General features: G+C 54.9%; 18 protein-coding genes. 12 read left to right on the top strand and 6 right to left on the bottom strand.

Going from position 1 to position 21,739, the window contains the following annotated elements:
- Positions 1–428 precede the first annotated feature (428 nt).
- The 4 genes from ETA_RS14840 to ETA_RS14825 all read left to right on the top strand — a co-directional run bounded on the left by ETA_RS14840 (position 429) and on the right by ETA_RS14825 (position 3,237).
- Entirely contained in the window at positions 429–752 is a 324-nt protein-coding gene (locus ETA_RS14840; RefSeq protein WP_012442432.1) for a YqcC family protein, read from the top strand.
- Positions 752–1,519 (top strand): tRNA pseudouridine(65) synthase TruC, encoded by a 768-nt coding sequence (truC, locus tag ETA_RS14835; RefSeq protein WP_012442431.1) that lies wholly within the window; start codon positions 752–754, stop codon positions 1,517–1,519. Before ETA_RS14840 ends, truC begins: the two co-directional genes overlap by 1 nt.
- Before the next feature lie 21 nt (positions 1,520–1,540).
- Positions 1,541–1,990 (top strand): flavodoxin, encoded by a 450-nt coding sequence (locus ETA_RS14830; RefSeq protein ID WP_012442430.1) that lies wholly within the window; start codon positions 1,541–1,543, stop codon positions 1,988–1,990.
- Positions 1,991–2,097: 107 nt separating this feature from the next.
- Entirely contained in the window at positions 2,098–3,237 is a 1,140-nt protein-coding gene (locus ETA_RS14825) for a glycerate kinase (protein ID WP_012442429.1), read from the top strand.
- Between the two features lie 69 nt (positions 3,238–3,306).
- Here ETA_RS14825 and barA read toward each other — a convergent pair whose 3' ends face one another.
- Entirely contained in the window at positions 3,307–6,036 is a 2,730-nt protein-coding gene (gene barA / locus ETA_RS14820) for a two-component sensor histidine kinase BarA (RefSeq protein ID WP_012442428.1), read from the bottom strand.
- A gap of 141 nt (positions 6,037–6,177) precedes the next feature.
- On the opposite strand from barA, the gene rlmD reads away from it, so the two are divergent.
- The 7 genes from rlmD to queE all read left to right on the top strand — a co-directional run bounded on the left by rlmD (position 6,178) and on the right by queE (position 16,684).
- On the top strand, positions 6,178–7,494 hold the full coding sequence (rlmD, locus tag ETA_RS14815) for a 23S rRNA (uracil(1939)-C(5))-methyltransferase RlmD (RefSeq protein WP_012442427.1): 1,317 nt from the start codon (positions 6,178–6,180) through the stop codon (positions 7,492–7,494).
- Between the two features lie 32 nt (positions 7,495–7,526).
- Positions 7,527–9,761 carry a GTP diphosphokinase gene (gene relA / locus ETA_RS14810; RefSeq protein WP_012442426.1) on the top strand — a complete coding sequence of 745 codons (2,235 nt, stop codon included), beginning with the start codon at positions 7,527–7,529 and terminating at the stop codon, positions 9,759–9,761.
- Between the two features lie 36 nt (positions 9,762–9,797).
- Positions 9,798–10,574 (top strand): nucleoside triphosphate pyrophosphohydrolase, encoded by a 777-nt coding sequence (mazG, locus tag ETA_RS14805; protein ID WP_012442425.1) that lies wholly within the window; start codon positions 9,798–9,800, stop codon positions 10,572–10,574.
- A 198-nt stretch (positions 10,575–10,772) separates the two neighbouring features.
- Positions 10,773–12,410 (top strand): glutamine hydrolyzing CTP synthase, encoded by a 1,638-nt coding sequence (pyrG, locus tag ETA_RS14800; protein WP_012442424.1) that lies wholly within the window; start codon positions 10,773–10,775, stop codon positions 12,408–12,410.
- Between the two features lie 80 nt (positions 12,411–12,490).
- On the top strand, positions 12,491–13,786 hold the full coding sequence (gene eno / locus ETA_RS14795) for a phosphopyruvate hydratase (protein ID WP_012442423.1): 1,296 nt from the start codon (positions 12,491–12,493) through the stop codon (positions 13,784–13,786).
- 205 nt (positions 13,787–13,991) lie between these two features.
- Complete coding sequence (locus tag ETA_RS14790) at positions 13,992–15,878, top strand: acyltransferase family protein (RefSeq protein ID WP_012442422.1); 1,887 nt, start codon at positions 13,992–13,994, stop codon at positions 15,876–15,878.
- A 134-nt stretch (positions 15,879–16,012) separates the two neighbouring features.
- Positions 16,013–16,684, top strand: a complete 672-nt coding sequence (gene queE / locus ETA_RS14785; RefSeq protein WP_012442421.1) for a 7-carboxy-7-deazaguanine synthase QueE — start codon at positions 16,013–16,015, stop codon at positions 16,682–16,684.
- Between the two features lie 84 nt (positions 16,685–16,768).
- Here queE and ETA_RS14780 read toward each other — a convergent pair whose 3' ends face one another.
- Positions 16,769–17,641 carry an MBL fold metallo-hydrolase gene (locus ETA_RS14780; protein ID WP_012442420.1) on the bottom strand — a complete coding sequence of 291 codons (873 nt, stop codon included), beginning with the start codon at positions 17,639–17,641 and terminating at the stop codon, positions 16,769–16,771.
- Positions 17,642–17,742: 101 nt separating this feature from the next.
- Between ETA_RS14780 and ETA_RS14775 the strand changes: the two genes are divergently transcribed.
- On the top strand, positions 17,743–18,657 hold the full coding sequence (locus ETA_RS14775; protein WP_012442419.1) for a LysR family transcriptional regulator: 915 nt from the start codon (positions 17,743–17,745) through the stop codon (positions 18,655–18,657).
- 93 nt (positions 18,658–18,750) lie between these two features.
- Here ETA_RS14775 and ETA_RS14770 read toward each other — a convergent pair whose 3' ends face one another.
- The 4 genes from ETA_RS14770 to queD form a co-directional block, all read right to left on the bottom strand.
- Positions 18,751–19,524 (bottom strand): amino acid ABC transporter substrate-binding protein, encoded by a 774-nt coding sequence (locus ETA_RS14770; RefSeq protein ID WP_012442418.1) that lies wholly within the window; start codon positions 19,522–19,524, stop codon positions 18,751–18,753.
- Positions 19,525–19,565: 41 nt separating this feature from the next.
- Positions 19,566–20,330: an amino acid ABC transporter ATP-binding protein gene (locus ETA_RS14765; RefSeq protein WP_012442417.1), complete on the bottom strand. Its 765-nt coding sequence runs from the start codon at positions 20,328–20,330 to the stop codon at positions 19,566–19,568.
- The gene (locus ETA_RS14760) at positions 20,323–21,006 is read right to left on the bottom strand and encodes an amino acid ABC transporter permease (RefSeq protein WP_012442416.1); all 684 of its coding nucleotides are present in this window, start codon (positions 21,004–21,006) and stop codon (positions 20,323–20,325) included. The genes ETA_RS14765 and ETA_RS14760 overlap by 8 nt, the downstream gene beginning before the upstream one ends.
- A gap of 201 nt (positions 21,007–21,207) precedes the next feature.
- Positions 21,208–21,567: a 6-carboxytetrahydropterin synthase QueD gene (gene queD, locus ETA_RS14755; RefSeq protein WP_012442415.1), complete on the bottom strand. Its 360-nt coding sequence runs from the start codon at positions 21,565–21,567 to the stop codon at positions 21,208–21,210.
- Positions 21,568–21,739 lie beyond the last annotated feature (172 nt).

Here is a 21,739-nt window from a genome sequence, read left to right as displayed (position 1 = left end):
CACGGGATCCCTCAGGAAGAGGTAAAGGATACCTCCAGGATGGAGACGCGCCGGAAAGGATATTCGGCAGTTATGGATGATGCCAGGATCACTATCGGGATGATAGAGCAGGGACAGGCTTCGGGATGAAGCGCAGGAGACCTCAGGAAGAGGTAAAGGACACCTCCAGGACGGAGAATGTGAGCCGTACAGGATTGTAGGCGTTCAGGGATGTCAAAGGATTACCGTCAGGAAGATGTTTGCTCAGGAGAGCGAAAGGAATAGTTTTCAAGGATGAGCAGGGAGCATAAAGGTAGCTGGACCGCTGCGAACGAACCGGGGGCACTGTGTAAACAGTGCCCCTTTTTTTGTTGATACTTTTCCCAGAAACCGGCGCGAATGATATGCTTTGCGCTCTTTTCACCCCAATTGATTTAATGAGGTTGCCCATGAGCCGCGAACAGCAGGTTCAGCAACGATTGCTGGCGATAGGATCGTTACTCAAACAGGCCGGATTATGGCAACACGTCGCCCCTGTCAGCGAAGCCTTCAGCAGTACTGAACCCTTCTGCCTTGATACCATGACGCCTTTACAGTGGCTACAGTGGATACTTTTGCCAAAAATGCAGGCGCTGCTGGACGCGGGCGCCCCGCTGCCGGTGTCGATGGCCATTGCTCCCTACTATGAAGTTGCGCTGGAAGGAGAGGTCACTGAACGCGCACGGCTGCTGCACTTGCTCAATGAGTTTGACCAGCTGTTTGAGTCGCCATAATGCTGGAGATTATCTATCAGGATCGTTGGCTGGTGGCGGTCAATAAACCGTCCGGGATGCTGGTACATCGCAGCTGGCTCGACCGACATGAAACCGTGTTTGCCATGCAGACGGTGCGCGATCAGATTGGCCAGCACGTCTTTACCGTTCACCGCCTCGATCGTCCGACTTCCGGCGTCCTGCTGATGGCGCTGTCCAGCGACGTTGCCCGCCTGCTTTCGCAGCAGTTTGAGCTGCATCAGCTGCAAAAAACCTATCATGCGGTGGTGCGCGGCTGGCTGGCGGGGGCCGAAACGCTTGATTATCCACTGACGGAAGAGCTGGATAAAATCGCGGATAAATTTAGTCAGCCGGAAAAAGCCCCGCAGCCGGCGGTGACACACTGGCGTGGTATCGCGACCGCTGAACTGCCGGTGCCGGTCGGGCGTTACGAAACGTCACGCTATTCATTGGTGGAGATGCTGCCTGAATCCGGACGAAAACATCAGCTGCGTCGCCATATGACCCACTTACGTCATCCCATTATCGGCGACAGTGCTCACGGCGACTTAAAGCAGAACCGCTCTGCGGCAGCAAACTTCGGCATGGATCGCCTGATGCTGCATGCCAGTGAGCTCAGCCTGACGCATCCCGTGACCTCAGAGCCGCTGATATTGCGCGCCGGGCTGGATGAGGTCTGGCAGAAGATAATCAATCAGTTTGGCTGGCGGGCGAGTTTGCCTGAAGTGATGCGCACCGCGCAGGTGACGGAAGTGACACAAAATTAAGCAAGATCGATGGAGAAAATGATGGCTGAAGTAGGCATTTTTGTTGGCACCGTTTATGGAAACGCGCTGTTAGTGGCTGAAGAAGCAGAATCTATACTGGCGCAGTCGGGCCACCAGGTCACGGTTTTTGACGACCCCACGCTGGAAGAGTGGCAACGCTATGCCGGTAAAGTGGTGCTGGTTGTCACCTCAACCACGGGGCATGGCGATCTGCCGGACTGCATTGTACCGCTGTATCAGTCTGTAAAAGATAACCTGGGCCATCAGCCCGATCTGCGCTACGGCATTATCGCTCTTGGCGACAGCAGCTATGACAACTTCTGCGGCGCTGGCAAAAAGTTCGACGCGCTGTTGTCTGAACAGAGCGCGGTGCGTGTGGGCGAAGTTCTGATGGTCGACGCGTGCGACCACCCGGAACCTGAAGAGGTGACCTCGCCGTGGGTTGAGCAGTGGGCTAAACTTTTAGGCTAAAGGGCCGACAGGGGCGGACTTTTTACCGGTTCGCCGCCTGGTATGCGCGCGGTTAAAAAGGGGACTCCTGGGCATCCGATCCACCACTTTGCGCCAGGAAACATCCGATGAAAATTGTTATCGCGCCTGATTCTTACAAAGAAAGCCTCTCTGCCTTACAGGTCGCCACCCAGATTGAACTGGGCTTCCGCGAAATATTTCCCCATGCGCAATATATCAAACTGCCGGTTGCCGACGGCGGCGAAGGGACGGTTGACGCCATGGTCGCCGCAACAGCGGGAAAAATCATCTCTCTGCCCGCTACCGGGCCGTTGGGGAACCCCGTTGATGCATTCTATGGCCTGTCCGGCGACGGGCAGTGCGCCATTATCGAAATGGCGGCTGCCAGCGGCCTGGAGGGCGTACCCTTAGCGCGGCGCAATGCGATGACCGCAACCAGTTGGGGCACAGGAGAACTGATGCGCGATGCGCTGGATAAGGGGGTCAAACGGATGATAATCGGCATTGGCGGCAGTGCGACCAATGACGGCGGGGCGGGGATGATCCAGGCGCTGGGCGCGAAGCTGCTGGATCGGCAGGGCAAATGTATTGGCCACGGCGGTGCAGAGCTGGCGCGGCTGGCTTCTATCGATCTTAGCGGTTTTGACCGACGCATTGCCGATTGCCAGATTGATGTTGCCTGCGACGTGTCCAATACGTTGACCGGAGAGCAGGGCGCATCCGCCGTGTTTGGCCCACAAAAAGGGGCCACGCCCGAGCAGGTGGTGCAGCTGGACCACGCGCTGAAACACTTTGCGGCGCTGATCCAGCGAGAGTTGCACCATGATGTGCTGCCCCTTGCCGGTGGCGGTGCCGCGGGCGGCATGGGCGCCGGGCTTTATGCCTTCTGCGGTGCCACGCTGCGTCCGGGGATTGATATTGTTACCGATGCGCTCGGGCTGGATGCGCTAGTGCGGGATGCTACGCTGGTGATCACCGGAGAAGGGCGCATCGACAGCCAGACCGTTCAGGGTAAAGTGCCCGTGGGGGTGGCGCGGGTGGCGAAACGGTATCACAAGCCGGTGATCGCGATTGCCGGCAGTCTCTCCAGGGATGTGGGCGTGGTGCATCAGCACGGGCTGGATGCGGTTTTCAGCGTGATTTACCGCATCTGTAGCCTGGATGACGCGCTACGTGAGGCCGCTGAAAATGTGCGTATGGCGGCGCGTAACGTTGCCGCTACCCTCAATATCGGACGGCAAATATAGTCATCAGCGACGTTGGGCAGCGGGCGTTACCACGGCGTGGCTCAGCCGGTAGCGTTCAGCCCGCTGATGCTAGCGTTGCAGCCGTTCCTTCGCCAGTCGCGCCACGTTGTGCATTTCGTCCAACAGTTCCAGCAGCTCAGGCTCTGACGCCGTAATGTCGTCGCCGTGGCGTAGATTTTGCTCCAGCTGTAGACATAGCTGTTTCATGCGCGGTACGCCGCTATAGCTGGCGCTGCCGTGAAGTTTATGAATGATTTCGCGCAGGGCGCTGATATTGTTCTCTGCCGTATACTGCTCCACCAGGTTTTGTACCTCCGGCAGGAAGTCGACCAGCATTTGCAAGAGATCGCGTGCCAGGTCGGGCTTATTCGCCGCCTGGCGCAGCGCCATCTCCCAGTCGAGAGAGGCCGAAACCTCCACCACGGGCGGCAGCGCGCGCTGCCCGTTTGACGAATAGCGCGCCAGAAGGTGGCCGAGCTTCTGCTCATCGATAGGCTTGGCAAGATAGTCTTTCATGCCCGCGTTCATCAGCTGCTCACGTTCCCCATCCATGGCATGAGCGGTGACGGCAACAATCGGGGTATTTGCGTGCTGAGGCAGTTTGCGGATCAGCTCACTGGCGCGAATACCATCAATTTCAGGCATTTGGATATCCATCAGAATGATGTCCAGGTGCTGCTGCCGCGCCTGCACAATCGCCGCCTCGCCGCTGTCGCACAGGACGATATCGACCACCAGTTCTTCCAGCAGCGCGCCGATAAGCTTAAGGTTCGCCGGATTATCATCTACCGCCATCACCCGCAGCGGCAGAAGCGTGCGCTCTACCTGTGGCAGCAGGTCGCGTCGATGATGGTGATCGATCAGGACAGGCAGCAGGCGCGTCATGGAAAGCGGTTTAATCAGACAGGCCGTTACGCCACGCGCTTTCAGGTCTTCCGCATATACCTGCATCTGGAAAGGCAGAGCCATTATCACGCTGCCGCCACGTTGTAACATGGGCGCAAGCTGTTCTTCATCAATTTCAAGACTCTGCATTTCCATTACGGGCAGGCCCATTAGCAGCACATCGTAGTGCTCTTCCGTTAACTCATCAAGTGAGGTGCTGTAGCTCACCTTCATTGGGGTGGCGTTAAGCATCTCCAGCACCGCTTTCGCGGCCGCTGGATTGGACTCCACGTAGGCAAGATGTTGGTTTTCAAGACAATCCATGATGTGCGGATCGCTGGCGGCGTTAGGGTTAAGCGCCAGGTTGACGTGGAACCAGAAGGTTGAACCGCGGTGCAGACGGCTGTGGAATGATATCTCCCCCCCCATCTCATTAACCAGCTTTTGGGTGATCACCAACCCCAGCCCGGTGCCGCCGTGACGGCGCGAAATGCTGGCATCAGCCTGGCGGAATGCCTGGAACAGCTGCGACTGTTGTTTGTCGGATATGCCGATGCCCGTATCATGGATCTGTACTTCCAGCTCCATGCGGTTATTGCTCGATGCGCGTTTTTCCACACGAATATCGATATTGCCGGATTCGGTAAACTTAATGGCATTGCCCAGCAGATTAACGATAATTTGCTGCATGCGCATCGGATCGCCAATGATATTATCCGGCACGTCACTTTGAATATTTAGCGTCAGCTCCAGTCCTTTTTCGTGCGCGGATTGAGCCAGCAATACCACCACTTCATCCAGCGTGGCGCGTAGCGGGAACGGAATGGTTTCCAGCACCAGCTTTCCGGCTTCCAGCTTTGAGAAATCCAGCACGTCATTGATAATTCCCAGCAGGTTATTGGCCGAGCGTTCAATCGTATGCAGATAGTCGCGCTGGGTTGAGTTGAGCGCGGTTTTTAGCGTCTGGCGGGTAAAACCGATCACCCCGTTGAGCGGGGTACGTAACTCATGAGACATGTTCGCCAGAAACTCCGATTTGATACGCGCGGCTTCCTGGGCACGCCGCTTCGCCAGATCCAGCTCGACGTTCTGAATTTCCATCTGTTCCAGGGTTTCGCGCAGGTCAGAGGTGGCCTGGTCGATATTCTGCTGCATCTCTTCGTGATAGGCGGTGAGCGACATGGCCATCGAGTTGATGCCGTTTTTCAACACGTCCAGTTCGCCCAGCATGTAACCTTCCACGCGGCTGTCGAGCTGCCCCCGGCGGATACGGTCAACGGCACTGACCATATTGCGGATCGGGCCGGTCACGTCACGCATCAGACGATAGGCGAACAGCATGGCAATACACAGGCACAGCAGCAGCAGCAGCGTGGAGATAAACACCTCTTTATACTGCTGCAATCTTACCGACTGCAGATCCAGCTCAATGGCGACGTAGCCCAGGGTGTTACCGGTAGGTTTGGCATCCTGGTCCGGTGATTCATCCGGGTAGTAGCTTTCAGAGAGAATGGGGGTGCGCAGGATCACTGAGTTTCCGTGACGCTGTTTCATCGAGCGCGTTGTTAACGGCATATGGTCCGGCAGGCGCAGCAGGTCCGGCGACTGATGGTAGTTAGAGGTCACGAACAGCTGATTGTGGTCGTCGAAAACGGAAATTGCCCGCACAATATCCGAATGACGGCGATGCAGCAGGCTGACCAGCTGGCGTACCGATTCACGGCTATGAAACGTCATGCCGTACTCGCTGGATACCGCCAGCGGTTCGATAATATTGATCCCGGCATCCGTCAGCTGACTCTGTAATTCGTTGTAGCGGTTAACAACAAAAAAAGTGGAAAGCAGCAGGCCGATCATCAACGTGGGTGCCAGGATTAAAATCATCATGCGTGCCCGCAGGCTGTATTTAGTCATCATATTCCCTGTATGCGACAGTGCGCGGTGCCGTCCATTTGGCATTATGTCCTGAAGAGGTCGAATTATGACTGACGTTGTGCCAGGCTACGCCCGTTTTTTTACCATCATCATGTCTACTTTTCGAGAACGAAAAAAATAATGGCGCAATTCTACTCTGCAAAAAGGCGCGTGACGACCCGCCAGACAATTACCGTAAAAGTCCATGATCTTGACAGCTTTGGTCAGGGCGTGGCGCACCATAATGGCAAGGCGCTGTTCGTGCAGGGAGCATTGCCCGACGAAGTGGCCGAAGTCAGCATTATTGAAGATAAACGCCATTTTTCACGCGGAGTGGCAACGCGCATTGTGACAGCCAGCCCGCAGCGCGTCGAGCCGCGCTGCCCTCATTATAGCCGCTGTGGCGGCTGCCAGCAGCAGCATGCTTCCCCGACGCTGCAACAGGAGAGTAAAGCCAAAGCGCTAAGTCGACTGCTGTCAAAGCCGCGTGGCGAAACCGTAGAGGTGGACGATATCATCGCCTCCCGGCCGTGGGGCTACCGCAGACGTGCGCGCCTTGGGCTTAGCTTCCAGCCTAAAAGTCAGACATTGCACATGGGGTTTCGCGAAAAATCCTCCAGTGAACTGGTCAATATTTCGCAATGCCCTATATTAAAGCCCGAACTTAATGCGTTGCTCCAGCCTCTCCATGCCGTGTTAAGCAGCCTGCAGGCGGTGCGCCGCCTTGGCCACGTCGAGCTGGTACAGGCAGATAGCGGGTCACTGCTGGTTTTACGTCATCTGGATGCGCTAACGGCAGAAGATCGGCAAAAACTGGAACGGTTTTCGCATCAATACCGGCTGTCACTCTTTCTGGCGGCTGAAAGCGACACGCTGGAGCAGGTGAGCGGTGGGATGCCACATTATCAGTCGCACGATTTGACCCTGACATTCAGCCCGCGTGACTTTATTCAGGTCAATGATGACGTTAACCAGCAAATGGTCGCGCGTGCGCTGGCGTGGCTCGACCTGCAACCGGAGGATCGCGTGCTGGATCTGTTCTGTGGAATGGGAAACTTTACGCTACCCATGGGCAAATTTGCTAAAAATGTTGTGGGAGTGGAGGGCGTTGCAGCTTTAGTCGCCAAGGCTGGGTATAATGCAGAATTAAATTGTCTTAATAATGTGGCGTTCTGGCAGCATAATCTTGAAGAAGATGTCAGCCGTCAGCCGTGGGCGGTAGAGGGATTCAATAAGGTATTACTCGATCCAGCGCGTGCCGGTGCCGCGGGAGTCATGGCGCATATCATCAAGATTGCGCCGCAGCGAGTGGTCTACGTTTCCTGTAATCCCACTACGCTTGCGCGCGACAGTGAGATTCTGCTTACGTCCGGCTACCAATTGGAAAGGGTAACGATGCTTGATATGTTTCCCCATACCGGGCACCTGGAATCTATGGTGCTGTTTAGCCGAAAATAAGTTCCTGAACGGGGACAATGCCTGGAGAGCATATGGTTGCGGTAAGAAGTGCGCATCTTAATACGGCTGGCGAGTTTGCACTCGATCAATGGATCGCCGGGCTGGGGATCTCTAACCCGCAGTCATGTGAGCGACTGGCCGATACCTGGCGCTATTGCGACACGGCGACGAAAAATCATCCCAATGCGCCGCTGCTGCTGTGGCGCGGCGTGGAGATGGTGGAAATCCTCTCCATGCTCAGCATGGATAATGAGACATTAAGCGCGGCCCTGCTCTTCCCGCTGGCCAATGCCAACGTGGTGACTGAAGACGTGCTTGAAGCGCAGTTTGGTCAACCCATCGTCTCGCTGGTGCACGGCGTGCGTGATATGGATGCCATTCGCCAGTTAAAAGCCACGCATAATGACTCGATGGCCTCCGAGCAGGTGGATAACGTGCGCCGTATGCTGCTGGCGATGGTCGAAGATTTTCGCTGTGTGGTGATCAAGCTGGCGGAGCGTATCGCCCACCTGCGCGAAGTGAAAGATGCGCCGGAAGATGAGCGCGTGCTGGCGGCGAAAGAGTGCACCAATATCTATGCCCCGCTGGCGAATCGCCTGGGAATTGGCCAGCTTAAATGGGAGCTGGAGGATTTCTGTTTCCGCTACCTGCACCCGGAAGAGTACAAGCGCATCGCCAAACTGCTGCACGAGCGGCGCATCGATCGCGAAGATTATATCGATACCTTTGTTCAGTCACTGCGCACCGAAATAGTTAAGGAAGGGGTGAAGGCCGAGGTGTATGGCCGCCCGAAACATATCTACAGCATCTGGCGTAAGATGCAGAAAAAGTCGCTGGCATTCGACGAGCTGTTTGACGTGCGTGCGGTACGCATCGTTGCTGAACGTTTGCAGGACTGTTATGGCGCACTGGGTATCGTGCATACGCTTTATCGGCACTTGCCGAGCGAGTTTGATGACTATGTTGCCAATCCCAAACCCAACGGTTATCAGTCTATCCACACCGTGGTGCTGGGGCCGAAAGGCAAAACCGTCGAGATCCAGATCCGCACGCGCCAGATGCATGAAGATGCGGAGCTGGGCGTTGCCGCGCACTGGAAGTATAAGGAAGGGGGCGTTGGCGGCAGCGCACGCGGTGCATCCGGTCACGAAGAGCGCATCGCCTGGCTGCGTAAGCTGATCACCTGGCAGGAAGAGATGGCCGACTCCGGCGAAATGCTTGACGAAGTGCGCAGTCAGGTCTTTGACGATCGGGTTTATGTCTTTACGCCGAAGGGGGATGTGGTCGATCTGCCTGCCGGTTCGACGCCGCTGGACTTCGCCTACCATATCCACAGTGATATCGGTCACCGCTGCATCGGGGCGAAAATTGGCGGGCGTATCGTCCCCTTCACCTATCAGCTGCAAATGGGCGATCAGATCGACATCATCACCCAGAAGCAGCCCAATCCTAGCCGCGACTGGCTGAATCCAAATCTTGGCTATGTCACCACCAGCCGAGGGCGCTCAAAGATCCACGCCTGGTTCCGTAAGCAGGACCGCGACAAAAATATTATTGCCGGCCGACAGATCCTCGACAACGAACTGAGTCATCTGGATATCAGCCTCAAAGAGGCAGAAAAGGTCCTGCTGCCGCGCTATAACTACAATTCGCTGGACGAACTGCTGGCGGCGATTGGCGGCGGCGACGTGCGTCTGAATCAGATGAGTAACTTCCTACAGTCGAAGCTGCATAAGCTGAGCGCCGAAGAAGAAGATCGCGAGGCGCTGCGCCAGCTAACGCAGAAAACCTCCAACAGCGTACCGCGCAGTAAAGAGAGCGGGCGCGTGGTGGTCGAGGGCGTTGGCAACCTGATGCATCATATTGCGCGCTGCTGTCAGCCGATACCCGGTGACGACATCACCGGATTTATCACCCAGGGGCGCGGTATTTCCATTCACCGTTCCGACTGTGACCAGCTGGCCGACCTGATATCACACGCGCCGGAGCGGATCGTCGATGCGGTGTGGGGAGAAACCTATTCCAGCGGCTATTCCCTGGTGGTGCGCGTGACTGCAAACGACCGCAGCGGTCTGCTGCGCGATATCACCACTATCCTTGCCAATGAAAAGGTGAATGTGCTCGGCGTTTCCAGCCATAGCGAGACTAAAAAACAGCTGGCAACCATTGATATGGACATTGAAATTTATAATCAGCAGGTACTGAGCCGGGTATTGGCGCGTCTGAATCAGGTGCCCGATATCATTGACGCCAGGCGTCTGCATTGATCGGTCTGACCCAATAAAACATAAATGGATAAAACGATGAACTCTCTCGATCGCCTGCTGGGCATCATGAAAACCCTGCGCGATCCGGAAAACGGCTGCCCGTGGGATCGCCGGCAGACTTTTGCCTCCATTGCGCCCTATACGCTGGAAGAAGCTTACGAAGTGCTCGATGCCATTAATCGTGCCGATTATGACGATCTGCGCGGCGAACTGGGTGACCTGCTTTTCCAGGTGGTGTTTTACGCCCAGATGGCCCAGGAGCAGGGGCATTTCAACTTTGATGATATCTGCATGGCGATCGGCGATAAGCTGGAGCGCCGCCATCCGCATCTCTTTGCCCGCGCACAGGGCCGCGATGTGGAGCAGATGAACTGGGAACAGATCAAAAGCGCCGAGCGTGCCGAGAAAGCACAGCACTCGGCGCTGGATGATATTCCCCAGGCGCTACCGGCCCTGATGCGCGCCCACAAAATCCAGAAGCGCTGTAGCAGCGTGGGTTTTGACTGGGACACCCTCGGGCCGGTGCTGGATAAAGTGCACGAAGAGATTGATGAAGTGATGCACGAAGCGCAGCAGTCGGTGATAGATCGCGACAAGCTGGAAGAGGAAATTGGCGATCTGCTGTTTGCCACGGTCAATCTGTCGCGTCATCTTGGCAGCAAGGCAGAAACCGCGCTGCAAAAGGCCAACGTCAAGTTTGAGCGCCGTTTCCGTCAGGTAGAGCACATTATTGCCGCACAGGGCCTGGAAATGCAGCAGGCGAGTCTGGAGCAAATGGAGGCCGCATGGCAAACCGTCAAATCGCAGGAATAGTTTGCTGACACGATTCAACAAAAGTGTGACGCACGTCAACCTCTTACGGCCGACATTCAGGTAATCTCATACGGTAAATACGGTGGGAATAACACAACTGGAAACGATTAATTGTCGGCCCATGGGGTTTCGGGTATACTATTTTCCCGTCTTGGTTATCCATTCCATCGTCTTTAAACCTACATTCTCAGGTTCAGCATGACAACGAACTATATATTTGTGACCGGCGGGGTCGTTTCCTCTCTGGGTAAAGGCATTGCCGCAGCCTCCCTGGCTGCCATCCTTGAAGCACGCGGTCTTAAAGTGACCATCATGAAGCTGGACCCGTACATCAACGTGGATCCGGGCACCATGAGCCCGACGCAGCACGGTGAAGTTTTCGTCACCGATGATGGCGCGGAAACCGATCTTGATCTCGGTCACTATGAGCGCTTTATCCGTACCCGGATGAGCCGCCGTAACAACTTCACCACTGGCCGTATCTACTCCGAAGTGCTGCGTAAAGAACGTCGCGGTGACTATCTGGGCGCGACCATTCAGGTGATCCCGCACATTACCAACGCAATCAAAGAGCGCATCATCGAAGGCGGCGAAGGCCATGATGTGGTGCTGGTGGAAATCGGCGGAACCGTGGGTGATATCGAATCCCTGCCGTTCCTTGAAGCTATTCGCCAGATGGCGGTTGACGTGGGCCGCGAGCACACCATGTATATGCACCTGACGCTGGTGCCGTATATGGCGGCAGCGGGCGAGGTCAAAACCAAGCCAACGCAACATTCCGTGAAAGAGCTGCTGTCAATCGGCATTCAGCCGGATGTGCTGATCTGCCGTTCCGATCGTGCGGTGCCGGCCAACGAACGTGCAAAAATCGCGCTGTTCTGCAACGTGCCGGAAAAAGCGGTGATCTCGCTGAAGGATGTCGACTCCATCTATAAAATCCCAGGAATGCTGAAGTCGCAGGGTCTTGATGACTATATCTGCAAGCGCTTCAGCCTGAACGCACCTGAAGCCAATCTGCAAGAGTGGGAACAGGTGATTTATCAGGAAGCCAATCCTGGCGGCGAAGTGAACATCGGCATGGTGGGTAAATATGTCGAACTGCCGGATGCCTATAAGTCGGTGATTGAAGCCCTGAAGCACGGCGGCCTGAAAAATCGCGTGACGGTGAATATTAAACTTATCGACTCACAGGATGTCGAAACCCGTGGTGTGGAACTGCTGAAGGATCTGGACGCGATCCTGATCCCCGGTGGATTCGGCTACCGTGGCGTTGAAGGCAAGCTGATGACGGCGCAGTACGCCCGTGAAAACAACATCCCTTATCTGGGCATTTGCCTGGGGATGCAGGTGGCGCTGATGGAATTCGCCCGTAACGTTGCGCACATGGAAGGGGCTAACTCCACCGAGTTCGTACCGGACTGTAAATACCCGGTGGTGGCGTTGATCACCGAATGGCGTGACGAAGAGGGTAACGTTGAGCAGCGTAGCGAGCAGAGCGATTTGGGCGGCACCATGCGCCTGGGTAGCCAACAGTGCCAGTTGACCGATGGCAGCCTGGTGCGCCAGCTGTACGGCTCTGACACCATCGTTGAGCGCCATCGTCATCGTTATGAAGTCAACAATATGCTATTGAAGCAGATTGAAGCGGCCGGATTACGTGTGGCAGGCCGCTCCGGGGATGACCAGCTGGTTGAGATCGTTGAGATCCCAAACCACCCTTGGTTTGTTGCATGTCAGTTCCATCCGGAATTCACCTCAACACCTCGAGACGGTCACCCGTTGTTTAGCGGCTTTGTTAAGGCCGCCAGCGAGTACCAGAAGCGTTTGGCAAAATAAGTGTTTTCATAACCTCTTGAAATTGAATGGTTTCAGGAGGTATGTCTAAGTTTAAGCTAACTTGTACTGAGGAAAAACTAATGTCCAAAATCGTTAAAGTCATCGGTCGCGAAATTATCGACTCCCGTGGAAACCCGACCGTTGAAGCAGAAGTTCATCTGGAAGGCGGCTTTGTCGGCCTGGCAGCTGCGCCATCAGGTGCTTCTACCGGTTCGCGCGAAGCGCTGGAACTGCGTGACGGTGACAAATCGCGTTTCCTGGGTAAAGGCGTAACCAAAGCGGTTGGCGCGGTTAACGGTCCTATCGCTGAAGCGGTAACCGGTAAAGATGCGAAAGACCAGGCTAACATCGATAAGATCATGATCGATCTGGACGGAACCGAGAACAAATCTAAGTTTGGTGCTAACGCCATTCTGGCCGTTTCTCTGGCCGCGGCTAAGGCTGCTGCCGCCGCGAAAGGCATGCCGCTGTATGAGCACATCGCTGAACTGAACGGGACTCCGGGCAAATTCTCCATGCCGCTGCCAATGATGAACATCATCAACGGTGGTGAGCACGCCGACAACAACGTCGACATTCAGGAATTCATGATCCAGCCTGTTGGCGCGAAAACCCTGAAAGAAGCGGTGCGTATCGGTTCTGAAGTCTTCCACAACCTGGCGAAAGTGCTGAAGTCAAAAGGCATGAGCACCGCCGTGGGTGACGAAGGTGGCTATGCGCCTAACCTGGGTTCTAATGCCGAAGCGCTGGCCGTTATCGCTGAAGCGGTAAAAGCAGCAGGCTACGAGCTGGGTAAAGATATTACCCTGGCGATGGACTGCGCGGCGTCTGAGTTCTACAAAGACGGTAAATACGTGCTGGCTGGCGAAGGCAACAAAGCCTTTACTTCAGAAGAGTTTACTCACTTCCTGGAAGACCTGACCAAGCAGTACCCAATCGTTTCTATCGAAGACGGTCTGGACGAGTCTGACTGGGATGGTTTCGCTTACCAGACTAAAGTGCTGGGCGACAAAATCCAGCTGGTGGGTGACGACCTGTTCGTGACCAACACCAAGATCCTGAAAGAGGGTATCGATAAAGGTATCGCTAACTCTATTCTGATCAAATTCAACCAGATCGGTTCTCTGACCGAAACCCTGGCTGCGATCAAAATGGCGAAAGATGCGGGTTATACTGCGGTTATCTCCCACCGTTCAGGTGAAACCGAAGATGCGACCATCGCTGACCTGGCGGTGGGTACTGCGGCTGGACAGATCAAAACCGGTTCTATGAGCCGTTCTGACCGTGTTGCTAAGTACAACCAGCTGATCCGTATTGAAGAAGCGCTGGGCAACCGTGCGCCATTCAACGGTCTGAAAGAAGTAAAAGGTCAGTAAGATACTGATATCCTGAGTCCTTAGTGGCTGAGGTTTCTCTGAAAAGCCCCGCCTTCGGACGGGGCTTTTTTTTTCTTCTTTTATTATCAACAGATTACCCTGCTAACCTTCTGGATGAGAAAACTCCTGGTTCATGCCAGCGTGACCCTTTCCCACGTATTTTTGTGTAAATTGCCTGTAACTATTTGTTATTGGGACCGGAGAAATGAAATATCGTGCTGATATCGACGGGCTGCGAGCACTCGCCGTGCTGCCTGTTATTGCTTACCATATGGGGATAGGGGGCATTCCCGGGGGATTTACCGGGGTGGACATCTTCTTTGTGATATCGGGCTATCTGATCTGCGGCATCATTCATCAAAGTGCGCTTTCGGGTCATTTCTCCTATCTCGATTTTTATAAACGCCGCTGCCTGCGAATTTTGCCGCCGCTGTTTGTGGTTCTGCTGGCAACGATGCTTTTCGGTTATTACCATCTTCTTCCGGCGCAATTCAGCGATCTGAGCGACAGCGCAACGGCAACGCTGCTTTCCATCTCCAATATTTTTTTCTGGCAAACGACCGGTTACTTTGACGGGCCAGCCGAGCTAAAACCGCTGCTTCACACCTGGTCACTGGCCGTAGAAGAGCAGTTTTATATAATCTTCCCGATTGTCTTGCTGTTTGTGATGCGGATTTTCCGCCGCCGCACCACCCAAGTCATGCTGATTATTATTGCCGCATCGCTGGCGTTAAGTATTTACGGCGTGACGCGCAAACCGACTTTCACCTTCTATATGTTACCGACCCGCGCCTGGGAGCTGGCGCTGGGCGGGATTATTGCGATTGCAGGGCTGGAGGCGAAAACCGCGCGCCTGGGTCATGCTTTCCGGCACGGGATGAGTCTCGTCGGGCTGGCGTTGATCCTTTATGGTTTACTGAGGCTGAACACCGATATGCCATTCCCGGCGTGGAATGCCCTGTGGCCGTGCGTGGGGAGTTTCCTGGTTATTCTGGCCGGGCCGCAGTCTGTGGTCTCGCGCCTGCTGGCCCTAAAGCCGGTCGTGTATATCGGCATGATCTCTTACTGCCTGTATCTGTGGCACTGGCCGATTATCGTTTACGCCCGCATGTTCTTTAACTTTGCACCTGGGGTACGTGAAGCGGTGATTGCCGCCTTAACCCTGGGGCTGGCGATAGCGTCACGTTATCTGATTGAAATTCCGTTTCGTTACAAACTGTCTTTCGTGGCCGCAAATAGAACGGTGAGCGCAGCCGTTATCGCGCTGGTGGTGATGGCCAGCGGCACGCTTTACAAGGGCCATATTGACAACCATTCCGGGCATTTTTCACAACAGGCTCTCGCGCTGGCTCACTACGCGGAATATAGCAAAATGCCGGAATTTGATTATCAGTACCGTCGCGGGCGGTGCTTTGTTGACGGTAAGAACGAGGAAGATAAGCCGTTCGATCGCGCTTTCTGTCTGCAAACCTCGGCGACAGCGAAGAATTATGTGGTGATCGGTGACAGCCATGCGGCTCACCTGTGGCGCGCCATCAGCCTGGCGGCAGGTGAGGGTATTAACGTGATACAGGCCACGTCAGCCGGTTGCAAACCCCTTTCCCGCCAGACGCTGCGCAATCCGTGTACAAAACTGGTGGACTATGTTTATGACGAGTGGATCCCGCAGCATAAGATTGACGGCATTATTATTTCGGCCCGCTGGGCTGCGGAAGATATTGCGCCGCTGCGCGCCACGCTCGACCACCTTAAATTGCGTTCGAACAATATAATTGTGATGGGGCCGACCGTCGAGTACACCGAGGCGCTGCCAAACCTGCTGGCTTATCAGACGGACGGGCGCAAAGACCTCGTCGCGTCGTCGATTAAGCCAGAAATACGTGACACCGATCTGAAGATGGCAGAGGCCATGTCCCAACAGGGAATTCGCTATATTTCGGTGTGGTCAATCGTCTGCCCGGGCGGCTTCTGTCGCGGTTTAGCCTCTGACGGCCGGCCGTTCTCCAACGATTACGGGCATTTTACTTTAAGCGGGTCAAAAGATGTCGCGCAGCGGGCCGTGGCTCAAATGCACGGTGACAATTTTATGTGACGGATGCAGAGAGGCCACGAGTAAAAATGAGGGTATTTCGGGTAAGACCAGGCACAATCCGCACGCTTTGTTTGGCCTTATCCGCGCAATCTGCCATAATTTGCGCCCGTAATTTGCCACCAGTCGAGAAGTTAATGCAGTACCCGATAAATGAGATGTTTCAGACGTTGCAGGGCGAAGGGGTTTATACCGGCGTTCCGGCAATTTTTATCCGCCTGCAGGGATGCCCGGTGGGCTGCAGCTGGTGTGATACTAAACACACCTGGGATAAGCTGGCCAATCGGGAGACATCACTGGGGGATATTCTGCTGAAAACGGTAGAAACCGATGCCTGGGGAGCCGCCGATGCGCCAGCGTTGTTGGAAACGATCCGCCGACATGGCTGGACGGCGAAGCATATCGTCGTCACCGGCGGTGAGCCGTGCATTCACGATCTGGTGCCGCTGACCGCCGCGTTACAGGACGCCGGTTTCAGCTGTCAGATAGAAACCAGCGGCACCCATGAGGTGAGCTGCACGGCGCAAACCTGGGTCACGGTCTCGCCAAAGGTCAATATGCGTGGCGGTTATGATGTGCTTAACCAGGCATTAGTGCGTGCCGATGAGGTCAAGCACCCGGTAGCGCGTCAGCGCGACGTGGAGGCGCTGGATGAACTGCTGGGCACGCTGAATGATAACAAGGCGCGCATTATCGCCCTACAGCCCATCAGCCAGAAGGCCGATGCAACCCAACTTTGTATTGATACCTGCATCGCCCGTAACTGGCGGCTGTCAATGCAGACGCATAAATATCTCAATATTGCCTGATGTGACAGGCTCGCGAAAAGCCTGCCGCCGTCGTTGATTAAAGGGGCTGTACCGCCGCAGCCCGTACCTCATGGAAATATGACCTTACTGTGGCCACTTCATCTCGCCTTTAAGCACCTTTGCGCTTAGCTCAAGAGCAGACCGATCTTTAAGTGCAGGGTAGCGGGTGTTCATCGCCTTAATCAGCTCGTCTGAATGATGGGTTTTTGCCAGCTGAGCTTCCGCCGTTTTCAAGTAATTGAGGGTAAAGTTCACTGAGGCAACCGTCTCCCTGGCTCCCGGCAGGAAGTGCCCCGGCACCACGCGCAACGGTGCCAGCGCTTTAATATCTTCCAGCTTCTGCTGCCATGCAGAACGTTCGGCGGCCGTCTGCGCGTCCGCCATCCAGACGTGCATATTATCACCCGTTACCACAACGCCCCCCAGCACGGTTTTGAGTGCCGGAACCCACAACCAGGTATTTTGCGGCTGCGGGCCGTTCAGGCCTTTGATCTCGATGGGCCCACCATCGACGCGGAAGCTGTCGCCCGGTAACACCTCTGGCACAATCAGCGAGTGGGGGCTGTTAGCGCCCATCTTTGGTCCCCAGAAGGCCAGCTTGCCCTCTTTGGTCTGCTTAATCAGATCGACCGTTGCGGCGGTGGCATAAACTTTCACCTGAGGAAAGGCTTGTTTTATGGTGTCCAGACCGAAATAAAAATCCGGGTCAGACTGGCTGATAAATACCGTCGTTAACCGCTTGCCGGTCGCTTTGATGCGTTTTACCAGCGCTTCTGCGTCATTACGTTGAAACTGAGCGTCAATCAGTACCACCTCATGTGGGCCGGAGATAATCTCGCTGGAAACGGCAAAGAGGCTGGATTCGGCCGGATTATAGACTTCAAGGTGCAGCGATTCAGCCGCATACAGCGGAGTACCGGCAGCCAGTGCCAGCAGTACGGTCAGTTGGAGTTTCATTATGGCAACCTGTTAGTGAGGAAAGCGTTCAGTGTAAGTTGCATAATGCAGTGGATAAACCGACTATTACTCAACAGATTGTTGCATAAAACGGACAAATTATGGATCGCCTGAGCGCAGCCAACGTCTTTATTACCATTGTTCAGCGTGGCAGCCTGACCGCTGCGGCAGAAACGCTGGATATGTCACGGGCAATGGTCACACGCTATCTCACCCAAATGGAAAACTGGTCTGGCGCGCGCTTGCTGCATCGCAGCACCCGCCGTCTTAGCCTGACGCCAGCAGGTGAGCACGCGCTGACTCGCTGCCAGCAGATGATGGCGCTGGCGGCGGAAATCGAGCACAGCAATCAGCCCGAAGGGGAGGCGCTGTCGGGATTACTGCGCGTCTCCTGCTCGCTATCGCTTGGGCAGAGCCTGGTCATGCCGGCAATACATGCTTTCCAGCAGCGGCATCCCGACGTGCGTATCGATCTGCATATCAGTAATCAGCGGGTCAATCTGATTGAGGAACGTATCGATCTGGCATTGCGTATTACCTCACAGCTGGAGCCGAATCTGATCGCCCGGCCCCTGAATACCTGCAGGTCGGTGATCTGCGCGGCCCCGCCGTATCTTGCGCACGCGGGAACGCCGCTGACTCCGCAACAGCTGACGCAGCATAACTGTCTGACCTATTCACACTTCGGCAAAAGCCTGTGGCATTTTACCCGGGGGGAGGAAAAAGAAACGGTGGCGGTAAGCGGTAATCTGAGCGCCAATGATTCGGTGATGCTGCTGGCAGCCACGCAGACAGGAAGCGGGATCTCCATGCAGCCGACTTACAGTGCGGGGCCACTGCTGGCAAACGGCCAGCTGATCGCCCTGTTGCCGGAATATCAGCCGGAGGATCTTGGCATTTATGCGATTTATACCTCGCGTCAGCATCAGTCACCCAGACTGCGTGCGTTGCTCGATTTCCTGGTGATCTGGTTCGTCGGGGAAGAGGCCGAACGGCGATTAAATGGAATATCCTGAATGCACGAGGGCAGCGGACGAAACGGGGGGGCCAGTGCCGTTCATGATGCGGAAAAAGAGGTGCGCGGGGCGCCGAAGCCCCGCGTGGCGGTACTATTTAGACACGTCTTCGCCGAAAAAGCGTTGCGAGATCTGCTGGTAAGTGCCGTCGGTTTTGATATCGCCAATGGCCTTATCAATCGCTGCCTTGAGTTCAGGATTGTTCTTGCGCAGCAGGATACCTTCATCCTCGGCATCGGGCAGCGTGGCGGCAATCTTTACGTCTGCATCCGGCTTATGTTTTTTAAAGTCGAGATAAGAGAGATTGTCGTTGATGGTGGCATCTGCACGACCGCTGGCAACCAGATCGACCGACTGATTAAAGCCGTCAGTGCCGACAACCTGTGCACCGTAGCGCGTTGCCAGCTGGGCAAAGTTGCTGGTGAGGGTATGGGCTGATTTTTTACCCTTCAAATCATCAAACGACGTAATCGCACCGTTATTGCTGCGCACGATCAGAACCGCTCTGGAAGAAATATAGGGGACGGAAAAATCATATTTTTGCTGGCGTGGCGCCGTGATGGCAACCTGGTTGATCACCGCGTCATAGCGGCGGGCATCCAGTCCGGCTATCAGACCATCCCATTTTGCTTCAACAAACTCCGCCTTAACATTCAGACGCTTCGCGACTTCTCGCCCGATTTCGACATCAAAGCCGGTGAGTTTGCCGCTGGTATCGTGGTAGCTGAAAGGGGGATAGGTGCCTTCAGTACCGATTTTTAGCGTGCCCGCCGACTGGACTTTAGCCAGTTCGGTTTCTGCCAGTGCCTGTGATGAAAAGCCGAACTGTACCATGCCTGCTAATAACAGCGTTGCGATAGATTTCATGTCATGACTCCTGAATGCATTCGGTAGTGTGGGTCTTCGGTTTAAATTTCCCAATCGGGTAAGGTTTCGGTCAGCGTAGAGATAAAGGCTTTGGTCCTGGCCTTACTGGCCTGGGTGAAAATACTGCGCGAGCTGCCGCTCTCGACAATCTCTCCCGCTTCAAGAAACACCACCTGATTTGCCATATTCGCGGCGAGGCGCAGGTCGTGCGTGGCCATCAGCATGGTCATACCCTCGCTGGCCAGCTGCTTCAGCACCGCCACCACCTCCTGTGAAAGCTCAGGATCCAGTGCGGAAGTGGGCTCATCGCACAGCAAAACTTTAGGGGAAGGTGCCAGCGCTCTGGCGATGGCCACGCGCTGCTGTTGGCCGCCGGACAACGTGGCAGGCCAGGCATCCCGTTTGTGCAGCATGCCCACCTTTTCCAGCAGCATTTTGGCGCGTTCTTTAGCCTGTTGTCGGTTCTGCTTTTGTACGACGATCAGGCTTTCCATGATGTTTTCAATCACGGTTAAATGGGGAAATAGCTGGAAATTTTGGAAGACCATTCCGGTTTGCTGACAGATACGGCGCGTGTCTTTTTTGCTTACGCGCGCGCTGCCGGTGAATAAAAGCTGCTCTTCACCAATGGTGAGCTCTCCCGCCTGAGGTATTTCCAGCAGGTTAATACAGCGCAGCAGGGTGCTCTTGCCGCTCCCGGAAGGGCCAATCAATGCGGTAACCGTGCCTTCTTCAATGGTCAGGTTGATATTTTTCAACACCGGACTATCGTCAAAACGTTTTTCAACGGCGGATAATTTAATCATTATCTCTTCCTTTTATTGCATCGTTGTTGGCCAGTTTTTTTTCCAGTCGCGCCTGCAAAGCGGATAATACCGAGCTTAGCAGTAAATAAATAATTGCCGCTTCGGTATACAATATCAACGGCTGGTAGGTCACCGCCGCGATGCGCTGCGCGGCAAGAAACAGCTCGGGTACGGTGATCACCGATGCCAGCGAGGTATCCTTGACCAGTGCAATAAAGGTATTGGATAAAGGCGGCACCGCCACGCGTGCCGCCTGAGGCATAATGATGCGGCGCAGCGTCTGGCTCCAGCTCATGCCGATGGAATGCGCGGCCTCCCACTGGCCTTTAGGGACCGACAGCAGCGTGGCGCGGATAATCTCAGAAGTGTAAGCCCCAATATTCAGCGTAAAGCCAATAACCGCCGCGGGGAAAGCGTCGATGGTAATACCGACACCCGGCAGGGCATAAAAGATAAGAAACAGCTGAACCAGCAGCGGCGTGCCGCGAATAAGCCAGACGTAAAAGCGCACCAGGCTTTGTAACGGGCGTGGGCCATACAGCCTGGCAAGGGCGACAACCGCGCCCAGAGATAATCCCAGCGTAAAGGCGATCAGCGTGAGGGGAATGGTGAAGGTCAGACCGGCATACAGCATTGGCCAGAATGATTCGACTGCTAAATTAAACCATGAGGGCATCTGACACCTTCCCTAAAATAGACTTTTAAGCATCTTCGTTTTGTTACGAAAGGTTATCATGTGTGCGCAGGCAGGCTATATAACGTGAAGTTATAGATTATTCTTAATGGCAATATCTATGGGGGCCTGACACAGGCTGTTAAAAGCGCTGACGCGATCGGGCCCGGCCGATCGCCAGCAGTGAGCCAGGCCCGTCCGGCATCAGCCGCGATAGACACATCCGGCGGTGCAGGTTTCTTTTACCATCACCGCGCTGAGCAGGGGAAGGGCAGGCTTCATCTGCTGCCAGATCCATTCTGCCAGCACTTCACTGGTCGGATTTTCCAGGCCAGGGATATCGTTGAGATAGTAGTGATCCAGCCGATCGTAGATGGGCTTAAATGCGCGCTTAATGTCTGAAAAATCCATGACCCAGCCGGTATGCTGATCCACTTCACCCGTAATTTCCAGCCGGACCATAAAGGAGTGTCCGTGCAGGCGGCCGCACTTGTGCCCGGCTGGCACATGCGGTAAAAGGTGCGCGGCTTCAAACTGAAATTCTTTAAATAGCGTGGTGGCCATGGTCCCGGTCTCTGTAAAGGTCTTGAAAAACGTTGCAGGATACCCGAAAACGGCTTTTTCCGCATCCGTTTACGGCCTTAAGGTCGTGACATAAAACGTAGCGAAATGTTTAATTTTTAACGTTTTGAAAAATAAGATAATAATCAATCTGTTTTGTCGCTAATCCTTACCT

Source organism: Erwinia tasmaniensis Et1/99 (genome assembly GCF_000026185.1).
In the GTDB taxonomy this organism is placed as follows: Bacteria; Pseudomonadota; Gammaproteobacteria; order Enterobacterales; family Enterobacteriaceae; genus Erwinia; species Erwinia tasmaniensis.
Note: the sequence above shows the minus strand (reverse complement) of the source record. Positions and strands in the feature narration are given on the sequence as shown.